Source organism: Clostridium sp. Marseille-P3244, assembly GCF_900120155.1.
In the GTDB taxonomy this organism is placed as follows: domain Bacteria; phylum Bacillota; class Clostridia; order Lachnospirales; family Lachnospiraceae; genus Mediterraneibacter.
The window spans coordinates 2,082,069-2,097,690 of the sequence record NZ_LT635549.1 but is presented as its reverse complement, the minus strand read 5'-3'; the positions used below and the strand labels follow the sequence as shown (position 1 = coordinate 2,097,690).

The 15,622-nt window shown below is 44.3% G+C and carries 21 protein-coding genes; 7 read left to right on the top strand and 14 right to left on the bottom strand.

What is annotated here, in order from left to right:
• The first annotated feature begins 95 nt into the window (after window positions 1-95).
• The 3 genes from nadD to rsfS are packed head-to-tail and all read left to right on the top strand — an operon-like array spanning window position 96 to window position 1,724.
• Window positions 96-731 (top strand): nicotinate-nucleotide adenylyltransferase, encoded by a 636-nt coding sequence (nadD, locus tag BQ7367_RS11775; RefSeq protein WP_072526205.1) that lies wholly within the window; start codon window positions 96-98, stop codon window positions 729-731.
• Window positions 732-747: 16 nt separating this feature from the next.
• The gene (gene yqeK, locus BQ7367_RS11770) at window positions 748-1,314 is read left to right on the top strand and encodes a bis(5'-nucleosyl)-tetraphosphatase (symmetrical) YqeK (protein ID WP_072525610.1); all 567 of its coding nucleotides are present in this window, start codon (window positions 748-750) and stop codon (window positions 1,312-1,314) included.
• A 50-nt stretch (window positions 1,315-1,364) separates the two neighbouring features.
• Window positions 1,365-1,724, top strand: a complete 360-nt coding sequence (gene rsfS, locus BQ7367_RS11765; RefSeq protein ID WP_072525609.1) for a ribosome silencing factor — start codon at window positions 1,365-1,367, stop codon at window positions 1,722-1,724.
• A 106-nt stretch (window positions 1,725-1,830) separates the two neighbouring features.
• Here the strand turns inward: rsfS and lexA are convergent, their stop codons facing one another.
• Window positions 1,831-2,448, bottom strand: coding sequence for a transcriptional repressor LexA (gene lexA, locus BQ7367_RS11760; RefSeq protein ID WP_072525608.1), 618 nt, complete (start codon window positions 2,446-2,448; stop codon window positions 1,831-1,833).
• Between the two features lie 286 nt (window positions 2,449-2,734).
• On the opposite strand from lexA, the gene BQ7367_RS11755 reads away from it, so the two are divergent.
• From BQ7367_RS11755 to BQ7367_RS11745, 3 genes are all read left to right on the top strand, one after another.
• The gene (locus BQ7367_RS11755; RefSeq protein ID WP_072525607.1) at window positions 2,735-3,076 is read left to right on the top strand and encodes a LysM peptidoglycan-binding domain-containing protein; all 342 of its coding nucleotides are present in this window, start codon (window positions 2,735-2,737) and stop codon (window positions 3,074-3,076) included.
• Between the two features lie 222 nt (window positions 3,077-3,298).
• Window positions 3,299-4,363 carry a tyrosine-type recombinase/integrase gene (locus tag BQ7367_RS11750; RefSeq protein WP_072525606.1) on the top strand — a complete coding sequence of 355 codons (1,065 nt, stop codon included), beginning with the start codon at window positions 3,299-3,301 and terminating at the stop codon, window positions 4,361-4,363.
• A gap of 37 nt (window positions 4,364-4,400) precedes the next feature.
• Entirely contained in the window at window positions 4,401-5,135 is a 735-nt protein-coding gene (locus BQ7367_RS11745; RefSeq protein WP_072525605.1) for a tRNA 2-thiocytidine biosynthesis TtcA family protein, read from the top strand.
• A gap of 6 nt (window positions 5,136-5,141) precedes the next feature.
• Here the strand turns inward: BQ7367_RS11745 and BQ7367_RS11740 are convergent, their stop codons facing one another.
• The 7 genes from BQ7367_RS11740 to BQ7367_RS11710 all read right to left on the bottom strand — a co-directional run bounded on the left by BQ7367_RS11740 (window position 5,142) and on the right by BQ7367_RS11710 (window position 10,990).
• The gene (locus BQ7367_RS11740) at window positions 5,142-5,789 is read right to left on the bottom strand and encodes a cytidylate kinase-like family protein (protein ID WP_072525604.1); all 648 of its coding nucleotides are present in this window, start codon (window positions 5,787-5,789) and stop codon (window positions 5,142-5,144) included.
• A 148-nt stretch (window positions 5,790-5,937) separates the two neighbouring features.
• Entirely contained in the window at window positions 5,938-6,864 is a 927-nt protein-coding gene (locus BQ7367_RS11735) for an RluA family pseudouridine synthase (RefSeq protein WP_072526203.1), read from the bottom strand.
• Window position 6,865: 1 nt separating this feature from the next.
• The gene (gene lspA, locus BQ7367_RS11730) at window positions 6,866-7,453 is read right to left on the bottom strand and encodes a signal peptidase II (protein WP_235837596.1); all 588 of its coding nucleotides are present in this window, start codon (window positions 7,451-7,453) and stop codon (window positions 6,866-6,868) included.
• An 8-nt stretch (window positions 7,454-7,461) separates the two neighbouring features.
• Window positions 7,462-8,262 (bottom strand): YlmH family RNA-binding protein, encoded by an 801-nt coding sequence (locus BQ7367_RS11725; protein ID WP_072525603.1) that lies wholly within the window; start codon window positions 8,260-8,262, stop codon window positions 7,462-7,464.
• 6 nt (window positions 8,263-8,268) lie between these two features.
• Window positions 8,269-8,811 carry a cell division protein SepF gene (locus BQ7367_RS11720; RefSeq protein WP_072525602.1) on the bottom strand — a complete coding sequence of 181 codons (543 nt, stop codon included), beginning with the start codon at window positions 8,809-8,811 and terminating at the stop codon, window positions 8,269-8,271.
• 73 nt (window positions 8,812-8,884) lie between these two features.
• Window positions 8,885-9,580 carry a YggS family pyridoxal phosphate-dependent enzyme gene (locus tag BQ7367_RS11715; RefSeq protein ID WP_072525601.1) on the bottom strand — a complete coding sequence of 232 codons (696 nt, stop codon included), beginning with the start codon at window positions 9,578-9,580 and terminating at the stop codon, window positions 8,885-8,887.
• Window positions 9,581-9,598: 18 nt separating this feature from the next.
• A complete protein-coding gene (locus BQ7367_RS11710) occupies window positions 9,599-10,990 on the bottom strand; it encodes a biotin/lipoyl attachment domain-containing protein (RefSeq protein WP_072525600.1) in 1,392 nt (463 codons plus the stop codon).
• Window positions 10,991-11,104: 114 nt separating this feature from the next.
• Here BQ7367_RS11710 and BQ7367_RS11705 point away from each other — a divergent pair, with 114 nt between their 5' ends.
• Complete coding sequence (locus BQ7367_RS11705; protein WP_072525599.1) at window positions 11,105-11,308, top strand: DUF378 domain-containing protein; 204 nt, start codon at window positions 11,105-11,107, stop codon at window positions 11,306-11,308.
• A 45-nt stretch (window positions 11,309-11,353) separates the two neighbouring features.
• Here the strand turns inward: BQ7367_RS11705 and BQ7367_RS11700 are convergent, their stop codons facing one another.
• Genes BQ7367_RS11700 through BQ7367_RS11675 form a run of 6 tightly spaced genes read right to left on the bottom strand, consistent with a single transcriptional unit; the run spans window position 11,354 to window position 15,609 of the window.
• The gene (locus BQ7367_RS11700; protein WP_442855381.1) at window positions 11,354-12,355 is read right to left on the bottom strand and encodes a D-alanyl-D-alanine carboxypeptidase family protein; all 1,002 of its coding nucleotides are present in this window, start codon (window positions 12,353-12,355) and stop codon (window positions 11,354-11,356) included.
• A gap of 23 nt (window positions 12,356-12,378) precedes the next feature.
• Complete coding sequence (locus BQ7367_RS11695) at window positions 12,379-12,774, bottom strand: methylglyoxal synthase (RefSeq protein ID WP_072525597.1); 396 nt, start codon at window positions 12,772-12,774, stop codon at window positions 12,379-12,381.
• Window positions 12,775-12,788: 14 nt separating this feature from the next.
• On the bottom strand, window positions 12,789-13,913 hold the full coding sequence (locus tag BQ7367_RS11690; RefSeq protein WP_442855380.1) for an FtsW/RodA/SpoVE family cell cycle protein: 1,125 nt from the start codon (window positions 13,911-13,913) through the stop codon (window positions 12,789-12,791).
• An 8-nt stretch (window positions 13,914-13,921) separates the two neighbouring features.
• Entirely contained in the window at window positions 13,922-14,131 is a 210-nt protein-coding gene (locus tag BQ7367_RS11685; RefSeq protein WP_072525595.1) for a cell division topological specificity factor MinE, read from the bottom strand.
• 2 nt (window positions 14,132-14,133) lie between these two features.
• Window positions 14,134-14,934 (bottom strand): septum site-determining protein MinD, encoded by an 801-nt coding sequence (gene minD / locus BQ7367_RS11680; RefSeq protein WP_072525594.1) that lies wholly within the window; start codon window positions 14,932-14,934, stop codon window positions 14,134-14,136.
• 12 nt (window positions 14,935-14,946) lie between these two features.
• The gene (locus tag BQ7367_RS11675) at window positions 14,947-15,609 is read right to left on the bottom strand and encodes a septum site-determining protein MinC (RefSeq protein ID WP_072525593.1); all 663 of its coding nucleotides are present in this window, start codon (window positions 15,607-15,609) and stop codon (window positions 14,947-14,949) included.
• Window positions 15,610-15,622 lie beyond the last annotated feature (13 nt).

Genomic DNA, 15,622 nt, shown 5'->3' with positions numbered 1-15,622 from the left:
CTTCTCGCTTTCAATATAAAGCAAAAGACAGAGGAAGTCGAAACTTTCATTACTATTTGTGCCGCCAACTGAAAGGCGGCGGAATGGAGATTTATATGAAAATAGGTGTAATGGGCGGGACATTTGATCCGATCCACATCGGTCACCTTCTTCTTGGAGAATTTGCCTATGAGGATTTCGGACTGAATGAAATCTGGTATCTTCCCAATGGGAACCCACCTCATAAGGAAACCGACGATACAAAAAAAGCGCTTCAGCACAGGATAGAAATGGTAAAACTTGCAATAGAAGATGTGCCCTATTTTCGTGTGAATCTGTATGAGGCGGATGTGGAACGTCATTCCTACACATATCGTACCATGCAGGAATTCAACAGGCTCTGTCCGGAGGATGAATTTTACTTTATCCTGGGTGCGGATTCTCTGTTTTCTATTGAAGAATGGAAATATTTCCGCGAGATATTTCCCACCTGCACGATCCTTGCGGCCATGCGGGATGACAAAAACGCGGATGCTATGAAAGAGCATATCCGATATCTGTATAAAAAGTATCAGGCCCGGATCGAACTGCTCCAGGCTCCTCTTGTGGAGATTTCTTCGACCACGATCAGGAAAAGGGCAGAAAAAGGTCTCAGTCTGCGCTACATGGTACCGGAAACTGTGGAAGAATATATTAAAAAACATCATCTTTACAAAAATACCCCCAAAACCGGGACGGGAAGTGAGAAGTGAGGCGAACAGGACAGTTATGACAGAAAAATTATCAGAAATCCGTAAAGACCTGTTTCAAAAATTAAAAAAGGACCGTTGTGAGCACACTACAGGTGTTATGTATACAGCATCGGCACTTGCCATGTGCTATGGCGCCGATATTCAAAGTGCCTTGACATCCGGGCTGCTTCATGACAGTGGGAAATACTGTTCCCCAAAAGAGCAACTCCGGTTTTGTGAAAATCATCAGATCCCTCTGACGGGTTCTGAACGGGAGATGCCTGCGCTTATCCACGCAAAACTGGGAGCTTACCTTGCGGAACATGAATATGGGATAAAAGATCCGGAAATTCTGGGGGCTATCCTGTATCATACTACCGGCCGCCCGGAAATGAGTCTTTTGGAAAAGATCATCTATATCGCGGACTATATCGAACCAAACAGGAAAGAGATCCCCGGTCTTCGGGAAATACGCGGGATTGTATTTAAGGATATCGACAGGGCAGTATACTTGTCTGCTCTGGGAACTGTAAAATATTTAAACGATATCGGAAGGCCTGTTGATCCTATGACAGTCAGAACTTATGAGTTTTATAAAAAATAGGGGAGTACCGGTAAACTCTGAGAAAAACAAAAAAGATTCAGGAGGGAAAAATGGATCAGTCAAAAAATATGGCGCGCATTGCCTATGACGCGCTTTGCGACAAAAAAGGCGAAGATATAAAGATCATCGATATTACAGGCATTTCTGTGCTTGCCGATTACTTCATCATAGCGAATGGAAACAGTGAAAGTCAGGTAACCGCTCTTGTAGATAATGTGGAAGAGCAGCTGCACAGATCAGGATATCATCTGCGCCAGAGGGAAGGTCAGTCATCCGGCAGCTGGGTGCTTCTTGATTTTGGAGATGTGATTGTACATGTATTTGATAAAGAAAACCGTCTCTTTTATGATCTGGAGAGAATCTGGAAAGACGGCAAAGATATAAGTCCGGAAGAATTGCAAAAGGACTGACGCAAAAGGAACCGGGTATATTCTCTTTTACGGAATATACCCGGTTCCTTTTGCGTCATACATCCAACAATGCCGCGCTTCATATCTTATTTTGAAAATTCATATCTTATTTAAAAAATCGTAAGACCCCGATTACCTTGCCTAATATGGAAACATCTTTTACGATGATAGGGTCCATAAAATCATTCTCCGGCTGAAGACGGAACACTCCTTCTTCCTTATAAAAAGTCTTAACAGTAGCCCCGTCCTCGATCAGCGCCACAACCATGTCTCCGTTGCCGGCTGTATCGGCCTCCTCCACAAGGACCAAGTCCCCGTCCAATATGCCTGCGTTGATCATACTTTCCCCTTTTACTTTTAAAAGAAAGGTCTGTTTGTTCGGCAGATGTTCCATCGGGAGAGGAAGGTAATCTTCAATATTTTCCTGCGCGAGAATCGGTTCTCCTGCGGCGACCTGACCGATGACAGGTACATTGACCATTTCCCGGCGCATCAGATTAAATGTATCATCCAGGATCTCAATCGCTCTCGGTTTCGTCGGATCCCGACGGATATATCCATTCTTCTCCAGTGTCTCAAGGTGGGAGTGGACAGAAGAGGTGGACTTAAGATTCACCGCTTCACATATTTCCCGGACAGCAGGCGGAAATCCTCTTTGAAGGATCTGCATCTTAATATATTCCAGTATTTCCTGTTGCTTCTTACTGATCTTACCCTGTGCCATAATTTCCTCCGATAATTATTCTGTGTTAATGATAGCACAGGATTGCAAAAAAAGCAAACACTTGTTGCGAAAATATGTTCGATTTCTTTGTTGACAAACAAACGTTCGTGCTGTATAATGGCAAATATAGAACAATTGTTCTGGCGAATACATGTTCTGTGTAATGCATACTTGTATACGATCACATTTTTTATTTACCGGATGCGGGAAATACGGGAATTAACTCAGGAAAGAAAAGATTATTCCGGATAAACGGAACGCTATTCCGAAAAGGGGAGAAAAGATCATGAAAAAAACAAATGAAGAAAAGAGAAGGTCCGCCGCAAAACATAAGACTCAAAAGCGTACTCGGAGGATAGCTGCCGGATTTTTTGTGATTCTTTGTGTGTGCCTGACTTTCAGTACATTTTTTGTTTATGCGCATGAGAACAGAGCTGAAACGGCCTATACATATTACAAAAGTGTTGAGATACAGCCCGGAGATACATTGTGGGATATTGCAGAGGACACAATGCCTTCCGGATATGATTCCACAGCCGTTTATGTAGAAGTCCTTAAAGATATGAACGGACTTACAACAGATAACATACAGGCCGGACAAAATCTGATCATCGCATACAGTAATTGATATCAATATACACCCATGTATTGATATATATACTCCCGGACAGGCCAGAATATGTCTTATCTAATGAAGGAGAGCATATTCTGGCCTGTCCTATATACAGATTAATCTATACGACAAATACTGATTTTTCCAAAAGATATGGACAGAAAATCCATAATATGTTATACTTTTTAAGTATCCGGGAATTTTGAATCTGTCGAGAATCTCAAGAGGTAAACAGTTATGGGAACAACTGATACGAAAACTTATCATGAACAAAAATATATTGACAATACTTTGCGTCTGCGGTCCATCCTGAAGACGCTGCCGGCTTTCGCCAGAGATTATTTCAGGGCCATTGAACCCACGACATCAGCCAGGACCCGCATTTCTTATGCATATGATATAAGGGTATTTTTTCATTTTTTAATGGAGAAGAATCCGGTCTATAAGGATTACACGATAGATCAGTTTTCTCTTTCTGACCTTGAGCGTCTGGAACCGGTGGATATTGAAGAATATCAGGAGTATTTAAAAGTATATCACAGTGACGATCGTCAGATTACGAATACTGAGAAAGGACTGGCGCGCAAAATGTCTGCTCTCCGCAGCTTTTACGGTTATTTCTATAAACGGCAGGCTATATCGAAGAATCCTACGCTTCTTGTAGATATGCCGAAGCTCCATGAAAAGGCAATTATACGTCTTGATACCGACGAAGTGGCAAAACTGCTTGATTATGTGGATCATGGAGGAGATGATCTTACCGGTCAGCGGAGGGCTTATTTTGAAAAGACTAAGACCCGCGATCTTGCGATCCTGACCCTTATGCTGGGCACCGGGATCCGAGTTTCCGAGTGTGTCGGCCTTGATATCCAGGACGTAGATTTTAAGAATAATGGGATCAAGGTGACTCGTAAGGGCGGAAATGAGATGGTGGTCTATTTTGGAGACGAAGTGGAACAGGCATTAAAGAGCTATCTGTATACGACCAGAAAGACCACTCTCCCACTGCCCGGACATGAAAATGCTCTTTTCCTCTCTACGCAGCGAAAACGCATGGGGGTACAGGCTGTTGAAAATATGGTCAGGAAATATGCCCGCCGGATCACTCCGAATAAAAAAATAACGCCACATAAACTTCGAAGTACCTATGGTACATCCCTTTACAAAGAGACCGGCGACATTTATCTTGTGGCAGATGTGCTTGGCCATAAAGACGTAAATACAACAAAGAAACATTATGCCGCCATTGACGAAAACCGGCGGAAAAAAGCCGCTGATGCCGTCAGGCTGAGGGAAATTTGATACATTGTAAAAAGAATACGAAAGGACTTAAAATATAATGGATTTACAGCGTTTGTTGAGCTATACACGAAAAGCCGTGGATGAATATGGCATGATTCAGGAGGGAGACCATATTGCTGTCGGCATTTCCGGAGGAAAAGACAGTTTGACGCTTCTTTATGCCCTTCATGGTCTGAAGCGTTTCTATCCCGAAAAATTTGAACTCAGTGCCATAACCGTGGACCTTGGGTTTGAGAATTTTGATCTGACTCCTATCGAAAAACTATGCCGTGAACTGGAAATCCCCTACAGGATCGTGGATTCTGACATTTATGAGATTCTTTTTCATGTGCGCAAAGAGAGTAATCCGTGTTCCCTCTGTGCTAAAATGCGTAAAGGCGCGCTGAATCAGGCTGTAAAAGAAATGGGCTGTAATAAGGTGGCTTATGCTCACCATAAAGATGATATCATAGAGACGATGCTGCTTTCCCTGATCTTCGAGGGCCGTTTTCACTCTTTCTCCCCCCGCACCTATCTGGACCGCATGGATCTGACAGTGATTCGTCCCCTGATGTTTGTCGACGAAATGGATGTGATCGGATTTAAAAACAAATATGATCTACCGGTAGTAAAGAGCAAATGTCCCGTAGATGGCTACACAAAACGAGAGTATGCCAAAGAATTACTGAAAAAGCTCAACATCGAACATCCCGGAGTCCGGGAAAGGATGTTTCACGCCATCGTGACCGGGAATATCTCCGGATGGCCGGAGCGTATCCCCCGATCACGATAAATATTCTCAGATTTTCCGGTCCTCTCTTTTGATACTCTCTTTTAGCTTTACATAATCTATAATGGCCTTGGCTGTCCCTTCGATGCCAAGCTCGGAACTGGTCAGACAGAGTTCATAGCTTTCTGCCTCTGACCATTTTTTATTTGTGTAATAGTTATAATAGCTGGCTCTCTTTTTATCAGTTTTAAGGATCATTTCCTTTGCTTTTGCGTCCGTCAGGTCATAGATCCGGGCGATCCGGCGGATCCTGGCGTTCAGATCTGCATGGATAAATACACTGACTACATTCTTGTAAGATTCCAGAGCGTAATCCGCACACCGCCCGACCAGGATACAGGGGCCCTCATCCGCGATTTTTTTAATCGCGTCGAACTGGGCAAGAAAGACTTTATGATTGATTGGCATATCCGTGTATGTATTTCCCGAGTAACCCATGGAATATGTATCCATTACAAGAGAATACAGGAAACTGTTTGTAGGTTTTTCATCATGAGATTCGAATATTTCTTCACAGATACCGCTCTCTTTGGCCGCACGGGCAAGCAGCTCTTTGTCATACAGCCTGATATCGAAAGCTTCCGCGACTTTATAACCGATTTCTCTTCCGGCGCTGCCAAATTCTCTTCCGATAGTAATAATCGTATTTGTTTTCATAACAGTCTCACTCCTTTGCCTCAAACAAATTAATTTTATATAACTGTGATTTTGCATAAAAAACAATTGCTCAATCACATTTTATATGACTATTATAGCTAAAATTCTTAATGATTACAACGTATAATTCTCATTTTATTAAAAGAAATCATCTTCCGGAATGATATCTTTTCCGAAGTGTATCCAGAAGGTCCGTAAAATATTCAGGCAGGGGCGCGTCGAATTCCATATATTCTCCGGTGGATGGATGCCGAAACCCCAGGATCTTTGCGTGGAGCGTCTGCCCCTCCAGATGAAACGGACACCTGGAAGGTCCATATACTTTATCACCCAGCACCGGATGCCCGATACTTGCCATATGGACGCGGATCTGATGAGTCCGGCCGGTCTCGAGAGAGCACTCAATATAAGTATAGTCTCCGAACCGCTCCAGGACCTGATAATGCGTGACTGCGTTTCTTCCATTGGCTGTCTTTGTGCTCATTTTCTTCCTGTCAACCGGATGTCTTCCTATGGGCGCGTTCACAGTCCCTGCATCTTCTTTTATATTTCCGCAGACGATAGCATGATAGCGTCTCGTGATCGAATGTTCTTTCAGTTCCTGAGCAAGGATCTGATGAGATCTGTCATTTTTGCAGATCATCAGGGAACCGGTGGTGTCCATATCAATACGGTGAACGATCCCCGGCCGCAGAACTCCGTTGATCCCTGAAAGCTCCCCTTTACAATGATATAATACGGCGTTAACCAGTGTATGACTGTAATGTCCCGGCGAGGGATGCACTACCATATTCTTGGGTTTATTAACGATCAGGATATCCTCGTCTTCATACAGAATGTCAAGGGGAATATCCTCCGGCAGAATATCCATCGTTTCCGGCTCAGGCACACAGATCTGTATCTCATCGCCTTCAGTGATCTTGTAATTTGCCCGAACAGGACTTCCATTAACATGGATGTGTTCCTCTTTCAGCAATTTCTGGATATAGGAACGCGAAAGGCTGCTGAGTTCTCTGCTCAGAAATCTGTCGATCCTCTCGCCGCTTAAGGACACTGTAATCCTAAATTCGTCCATTTTATCCATCTTGCTTCTTCTTTCCTTCCTGCCCATTTTTCTTTCTTAAAAAAGAAAAGTCATCTTCATCTCTGTAATAAAACAATATAAGCAGCGCAAACACAATACAGGATATCACCACATAACAGTCGGCCACATTAAAAATCGGGAAATCAATCAGGCGAAAATACAGGAAATCGATCACATAGTCAAATCTTATGCGGTCAATCATATTCCCGGCCGCGCCCGCAGCCAGGAGAACTGCGCATATACGCAGCGGAATATATTTTTTTGCCGGGGGGATTCTGCGATAAAGAATAAGAAGAACAATACAGATCAGGACCGCTCCTGCCACAAAAATGTACTGTTTATTCTGCATTATGCCGAAAGCAGCGCCTCTGTTTTCCAGGTATCGGAATTCAAAGACTCCGTCTATAACCGGGCGGGCGGGTTTGTCTTTAAGACAGAAAACTGCAAGATATTTTGTAAACTGATCAAAAAAAAGAGCTGCCACAAATCCGGAAAAAGCCGGTCCATACACTTTGAGCAGGTTTATGGTTGAGGAAGTATTCTTATGTCCCGTCATTTTTACTGATACCTTTCTTTTCATTGAACATTCTAAACATATCGATGAACTATGACACTGATCCTGTTCTTTTTTGTACAGGAACCTTCTTCCGCATATCGGAATTTTCCCATCCCCCGTACGGAGATCACATCTCCTTCGGAAAGCTGATACCCGTTGCTTGTGACCAGTCTGCCGTTGACATAAACCTTAGCGCTTTCCACCAGGCCGGTCATTCGGGAACGGGAAGTAGAAAATGCCAGCCCCAGAAGACTGTCGAGACGGACAGAAGCCACTGTTCCTCTGATCTCTCTGTATTCAGGAGAAAGATTGATCTCCCCGGGATCGATCTGGGAGGTCACGACAGACGTATGACGTACCCTTACTAACTCTTCACAAACCAGCTGTTTTAAATCCCGATGGACGAAAATCAGCGCATCAGTTCCGTCTGCAAGGATATCACCGATCTTACATCGTTCGATCCCGAGATTTAAAACTGCCCCCAGATAATCTCTGTGACAGAGCCGATCTGAAAATTTCCGGTTCAGAGGAGAAATCTTAAGGACATCAAAGGGATAATCCAAAGTATCGAAAGAAGGCTGATCGTTCCTGTAACGTAAATAAAGAGCATCAGGGATGAATGCCGCCATCTGACGCTCTGCCATATCATAGCCGCCAAAAGATATATATCTTGAAGATAACAGATCTTTTGGCAGCGTATGTAAAATATTCTGTTCATACAGATCCAGAAAATCGGAATATGTTATAATATCACGCTGATACGCGATCCTGGAAAGTTCCGTAAAACGCTTTTCCAGAAGCCGGACATCTTTCTCTTTGTTCATCTTCTGCATATCAGGTCAGAACCGTCCCCTGACACTCGGTGTTTCCATGGAGCCTCCCAGAAGATCCTGAAGATCCCCGGAAATATCCACATTTGTAGGTGTCACAAGAAAGATATAATTGGAAATCTTCTGGAGGTTTCCGCTGATGGCGAATGTGGCGCCGGATACAAAATCTATGATCCGCTGCGCGATCTCAAGATCCATTCCTTCCAGATTGAGGATCACTGTTCGTCCTGACAGCAATGTTTCTGTAATTTCTCTGGAATCATCCACAGAAGTCGGCTTAACCACGCAGACTTCCATATTTCCACTTTTTCTGGCCGCCGGTTGTCTCATCGGCGTTATTTTATTGCCCGCTGAAGGCTGAAACTTCTTTTCCTCCATATCGAAGTCTTCATAATCATCTTCTTTTGTATTTTTCTTTCCGAACAGAGAACGACGATGGGGTTTTTCTTCATATTCCTCATCTTCAAAATACTCATCATCATCATAAAAGTCGTCGTCATCATAATCGTCGTTCAGTTTCATGATGTCCAGAAACTTATCAAATACACCCATTTTTACACTCCTTCTTGTGCTTTATATCCCCGCACAATTTTATTATTTTATACTCCCGTTCGGGCACTCTACCTTACCGTGTGCTGTAGTCCCTGGCCCCAAAGATACCAGTCCCTATGCGGACCATGGTAGCTCCCTCTTCGATCGCAACTTCATAGTCATTGGTCATTCCCATCGAAAGTATGCTCACAGTACCATTATCAATGTTTTTTTCTTTAATGTCAACATATAATTTATGTAAATTTGCGAAAATTGTTCTGTTTTTTTCTGGATTTTCAACAAAAGGAGCAACTGTCATCAGACCGCGCAGACAGACATGCGGAAGCGCCGCAGCCCTCTCTGCAAGTGGGAAGACCTCCTCAGCCTTTAAACCGAATTTTGTATCCTCTTCCGCCACGTTGACCTCCAGAAGGATATCTGCTGTCAGTCCGTGTTTTTCCGCTTCCTTTTCCACTGTATTAAGCAGCTTCAGAGAATCCACCGAATGAATAAGTTTTACTTTATCTATAATATATTTTACCTTGTTTGTCTGAAGATGACCGATCATATGCCATTCAATGTCTTTTGGAAGGATCTCATATTTATCTCTGATCTCCTGTACCTTATTTTCACCAAATGTGTGGATGCCAAGATCGTACGCTTCTTTTATCATCTCCGCAGGTTTTGTCTTGCTGACAGCGATCAGTGTAACTTCCCCGCGGCTTCTTCCGGCACGACGACAGGCTGCCTGTATCCTTTCTTCTACCTCTTCCAGATTCTCTTTCAACATATCACAAATCGCTCCCTTCTATTGAAATACGACTTCGTCCGGCCCTACGCTGGATCCCTCCTGCACAATGTGATCGTAATTGTACAGTCCGTAATCCTCTCCCTCCTGAATGATATAATATTCATCATTCTCACAGAGAATAGTTACCTTTTTAAATACGGCGTACCCTTTGTTGATATTATAAACACCTTCCAGCGTCTTCGTTTTTCCGATCGTATATGTCTCGGATGATTCTGGTTTCACGATCTCGGTTCCCTCAGCCAGGTCATCCCTGCTTATAAAAGCTTCTCCCTCTTCTGAAATATCATAAATGTCCACCTGCGTAAAGGTAACATTTCCATTATTGTCCTGGACCATCACGCCATCTGATGTGCTGTTTCCTCCTGTTGTGATATAATCCTGAGGTATGATGTAAAACTTTTCTTCCACAACAGATGATTTTGGTATCTTCAGCCCGCTTTCATCTTCCAGAATCAGTTCCACGTTTAAGAACCGTTCTTCCGCATAGCGTATCATAGAATTGTCGAAGTCAAGACATCCATAATAATCCCCGTCTTTTTCGATTATGGAAAAATCTGCCCAGAGAGTTTCACTGTCTTTATCGATCCTTACCCGGATACTGCTGACCTCATCTGCCTTAAGTTCTTCTGCTGTCTCCCTGTCAAGCTGTACAATGACAGACCAGTCTTCATCTGTGATCAGACGGTAAACGGGATCCCCGGCAGAAATCTGCATCTGATCCGCCAGAACCGTACTTTCATATTCTGAACGATCAAAATTCTGTGCCGTAAAAGAATCCTTTGTCAGAGATTCCAATCCATCTACTGTAAATGCCACGACCCCGTCCTGTGATGTCGCGTAGGATGAAACGTCCTGTCCGCTGGACGCAATAATCTCATCTAACTGATTCATTTTCGTATCGCTGAAAGCATTCTGAAGAGTGGATGAAATTTCATTTTTCAGAGAATAGACAGCCGAAAAATTATTAGCGCTATAATTTTCATTAAAATTCTGAATCTGGAGCACCATTGCGGATTCTGCTTCTGGACTCAGTGTTCCGGAGACCGTCTCTTCTTTGCTGCTCTCTGTCTCCAGTTTCTGGGGAGAAAGTGCATAAATATTAGTGCCTGCCCTCACCTTACTGTTTTCGTTCTGATAATAGCTTATATATCCATCCGCTTCTGCGTTTACCGCTGTCTCCTGCCGGATAATCAGACCTGTATATGAATTATCTCTTACGATGCTGCCTTCTCTGACTTCATAGACAGATATCCTGTCACCGGTAAAGTACATGACAATTGTAATAATAAGGTAGACAAAAACAATGGCAAAAAGAAATATTCCCAAATTCAGTTCTCTTCTGTTACGGTATTTTTTAATACTGATCGATTTCTTTTTCCGCGATGCCAAGATCAGACTGCACCTCCTGAAATTTATAACTTAATCAGTATATCATTTTCTGATGTATATTTCCAGTTTTTAAGGAAATAATAAAAATATTGACATGGTAAAGGAGGAAATCACATGAAATGGTTTGACAATACGGCTTTGACGATCGTGATCATAGGCGCCATCAACTGGCTTCTCGTCGGCATCTTCAGATTTGACCTCGTGGCATTTCTTTTCGGAAACCTGAGCTGGCTGTCAAGGATCATCTATACGATCGTAGGTCTGTGCGGCCTGTATCTTATCAGTCTGTACGGACGAATCAGAAGTATGTCAGAATAAAGATAATTAAGCCGCACGTTTCTACGTGCGGCTTAAGTTTTATGTTTATCCTGTGATCCCGGCTGCCAGGAGAAGGTTCATTTCTTCATATAATACAGACTTGTCCGGCGCCCCCATCATAACAGAAATGTACGGATTTCCACTGCTGTCTTCCTCATACAGGACGACACAGTTTCCTGCCTGGTCCGTAGTCCCGGTCTTGCCTCCGATCACATGAATGCCTTCCGGAGGTGTCGTGATCCCGGCTGAATAATAATTGGTAGGATTCCATGTCACGGCACGGACGGTGCCGTCTGCTCCCGTAATGGATGCTGTGTACGAATCGAAAGATATAATATCTATAAAACGCTGGTCTTTCAGGCATGCGTTAAACATCAAATACAGATCATAAGCCGTCGTATAATGGTTATCGTCATGAAGACCATGAGGATTCACGAAATGGGTCCCAGTGGCACCCAGAGCGGCTGCCTCCTGGTTCATCAGCTCGGCAAAAGCCTCTTCGCTTCCGGAGATGTATTCCGCTATAGCTGTCCCGCAATCATTGCCTGACTGAATCATCAGACCGCATATCAGATCATATAAAGTAAGTGTGTCACCTGTCTGGAGTCCGGCAACTGATTCGTCCCAGTTGAAATCCGTGGCATGAGCGCTGACTGTCACAGTATCGTCTAGATTTCCATATTTCAGCGCAAGATACGCCGTCATGCTCTTCGTCGTACTGGCGGGATAAACACGATCAAAAATCCCGTCCCCACAAAGTACGTTTTTCTGTCCAAGATCAAATAGCCCCGCAGCAGATATGGACTCAGCCTGAAATCCTTCAAGAGAAACTTCCTCCGATGTGACACACAGATCCGCGGCGAACAGGTTTCCCTGATACAAACTCCGGTTATATACAGATGCCTCATGCTCTTTTGCGTAGTCCCGGGACTGTGCCAGGATAAGAAGCCCCGCTGTAACACCGGCGCCGGCAATAAGTACAAGACAAATCAGAACCGCGGCGATCCTGGTCCCATTCTTCTGTCTTTTTCGTCTTCTTTGCTTCATGCTCTCCATACCTATGTTCTGTCCTATTTATACATCTCTCTCCAGTCCAGATCCCCTCTGTCCAGAGCCAGAATAAGCACCTCGGCAGTAGCGATATTGGTGGCGATCGGTATATTGTAGATGTCACACAGTTTTACTATGTCATTCACATCCGGCTCATGGGAACGGGGAGAAAGAGGATCCCGGAAGAAAATAAGCAGGTCGATATTGTTGTGTTCGATCTGAGCGCCAAGCTGCTGCTTTCCCCCAAGATGACCCGGAAGAAACTTGTGGATATTTAAATTTGTTACACTTTCGACAAGAGTCCCTGTCGTCTCTGTCGCGTACAACTCATGCTTACTGAGTATTCCGCGATACGCAATGCAAAAATTCTGCATGAGTTTCTTCTTCGCATCATGTGCGACCAGTCCGATATTCATAACTGTCCCTCTCCTTACTGATATTTGTTAGGCTGCAGACCGACATTTAGTACGAACCCGATCCCCATAAAAAAACATACAACGGAAGTCAGTCCATAACTTACGAAGGGAAGCGACAGCCCCGTGTTGGGAAGGATCAATGTAGCCACGCCGATATTGATAAAACTTTGTATTCCTATCAGCGCGGCAACTCCGCCGCAGATAATGCGCCCTCCTGTATCTTTTGCTCTCAAGCCGATCAAAATACAATCTATTACAATTAATAATAGCAAAAATATGACGACACAACAACCCACAAATCCTAATTCTTCACCTATGATCGCGAAAATAAAATCTGTCTGGGGCTCCGAGACAAAATTTCCGTTTTTGACGGATGTTGTTTCATCGTTATTATAACCTTTTCCTGACAGCTGTCCGGAACCGATAGCCATAACTGAGTTAAGCTGCTGGTACGACTCATCATCCGCGTATTTCTCCGGATCCAGCCATGCCAGGATCCTTCCCTGCTGATAATCATGCAGGAACGGCTGATTCGGCTGCACCGCGATCACCAGGAAGAGAATAACAGCCGGCACCGCCACGGCAAGCACGGTTCCGATAAATTTGTAGCTTAAGCCTCCCAGGAACATAAGCGCGCAGAAAAGACCTGCAATGCATATCGTGGTGGAAAGATTCGGCTGTTTATATATCATTATGAGTGAGGGAAGGATCAGTGCGACAGCCTGCAAGATCAATTTAGGGCTGTTGATCTTTTTCTCTCTGTCGGATAAAAATCTGGCAAAAAACAGGATCATCAAAATCTTTGTAAGATCAGAGGGCTGAAGCTGGGTGATTCCTAAATTCAGCCAGCGGCGGGCTCCGTTTGCTTCCACGCCGATGCCCGGTATCCAGATAGCTGCCAGCAAAAGCAGGTTCAGGATATAAAGGGGCCAGTACAGATTTAACACCCAGTTATAATCGATCAGGGAGATCACGGCCATTGCCGCCACTCCCAGGATCACTCCCATGATCTGCCGGTTCACCAGATCCGGTCTGGCACTTCTCACCATAAATATACCTATAACTGAAAGTATTACAACAGGTATGATGAGGCTGAAGCGATAATCCTTCAGGTCATAATGCAGTTTTATATTTTTCAAAATCACTTTCAATTCTTTTCTCCCGTGTATCTTATATGTATATCTGTCCGTGTAATTTCGATGTCAAAATTTTCCGGCTTTATTTCCACATATTTGGAAACTGCCTGATAAAGATCGGCTGAGAGCCTGTCCACCGAGTCCGGAGCACACTGTATCCTGTCTGAAACAAGAAGATTCCGGAGTCTTTCTTTCGCAACGGAAACAGAACGTACACTCATATTTAAGCCCCCTGATTTCTGTGGAAAAGGCTGGATATTTTTTCAAAAAACCCTTCCGGTCTTGAGAAATCTTCCACGGGGATCTCCTCCCCCGTCAGTCTGCGGCAGATATTTGAATAAGCTCTGCCGGCCAGACAGTTTTCTCCTACAATCGGTTCTCCTTGATTTGTGGCAATAACTACCTGTTCATCGTCCGGTATTACTCCCAGCAGATTTACCGCCAAAATCTCAGTTACATCATCCACTGACATCATGTCCCCACGCTTTACCATATCAATACGAAGGCGATTGATCAGAAGGTCATTCCGTCTTATGCCTGACGCTTCCAGAAGTCCTATGATCCTGTCGGCATCCCGGATGGCCGAGACCTCTGGCGTAGTGACCACGATTGAGCGGTCAGCTCCGGCGATGGCGTTCTGAAACCCCTGTTCGATTCCGGCCGGACAATCCAGCAGGATAAAGTCAAATTCTTCTCTTATGTCATCCACAAGTTTTTTCATCTGCTCCGGCGAAATACTGGATTTGTCTCTTGTCTGCGCGGAGGGAAGGAGATAAAGCTCGGGGAAACGCTTATCCTTGATCAGCGCCTGTTTCAGTCTGCAGTTCCCCTCTATTACATCTACGATATTATATACGATCCTGTTCTCCAGTCCCATAACCACATCCAGATTCCTGAGTCCCAGATCCGTATCTATAACAATAACTTTTTTACCGAGCCCGGACAGACCAATCCCGATATTTGCCGTCGTCGTCGTCTTGCCGACGCCGCCTTTTCCTGAAGTAATGACAATAACCTCTCCCATGCCGCTTTCCTCCTAAATAAGTTCTGGTGTCTGATCCGCAAGGGGATCCAGATAGATGTGTTTTCCGTCGACCACAGCGATCTTCGGTCCTTTGATGTTCAGGCTCTCCTGGCAGATGATCTGGCGTTTTGCCTCTATATCTCCGATGCAGAGCTGCCTGGGCTGCATGGAAAGCGCAACAACAAAAGCATCTCTGTCACCGGAAATGCCGGCGTGTACAGCTCCGTAAAGAGCTCCGACAATAACCACGCTCCCGGCCGCGATCACCCGGGCTCCCGGCTCTACATCCCCAAGAATCACAATATTGGAATCTGATTCCAGTATTTGCCTTTTCCTGAGCGTTCCTCTGTAGAATTGGCCTTCTCTCTTATATATATCCGATAAAGTCCGTTCCACAATGCTTTTGTACATAATATCATTTTTCTCATCGCGCTCAATAATACACAGAATCTCTATCTGGGTATTTTCCGTAATCGCTTTAAGGATCTGTTCCTCCTCCTGCCGCTTAAGGCTTCTCCCACTGAAACTCAGAGCCATCTGCGCGTCTTTAAAAAAACGGGCAGACTTCCTGAATTTTTCGATGAGTGTATCCAACAGCATACTGAAGTCTGCTGTCGGATCAAGTTCAATATCCAGTCCGTATTGGCTGCTCCTGATCGTCACCAGCCTGTCCATCTCTCATCCCATC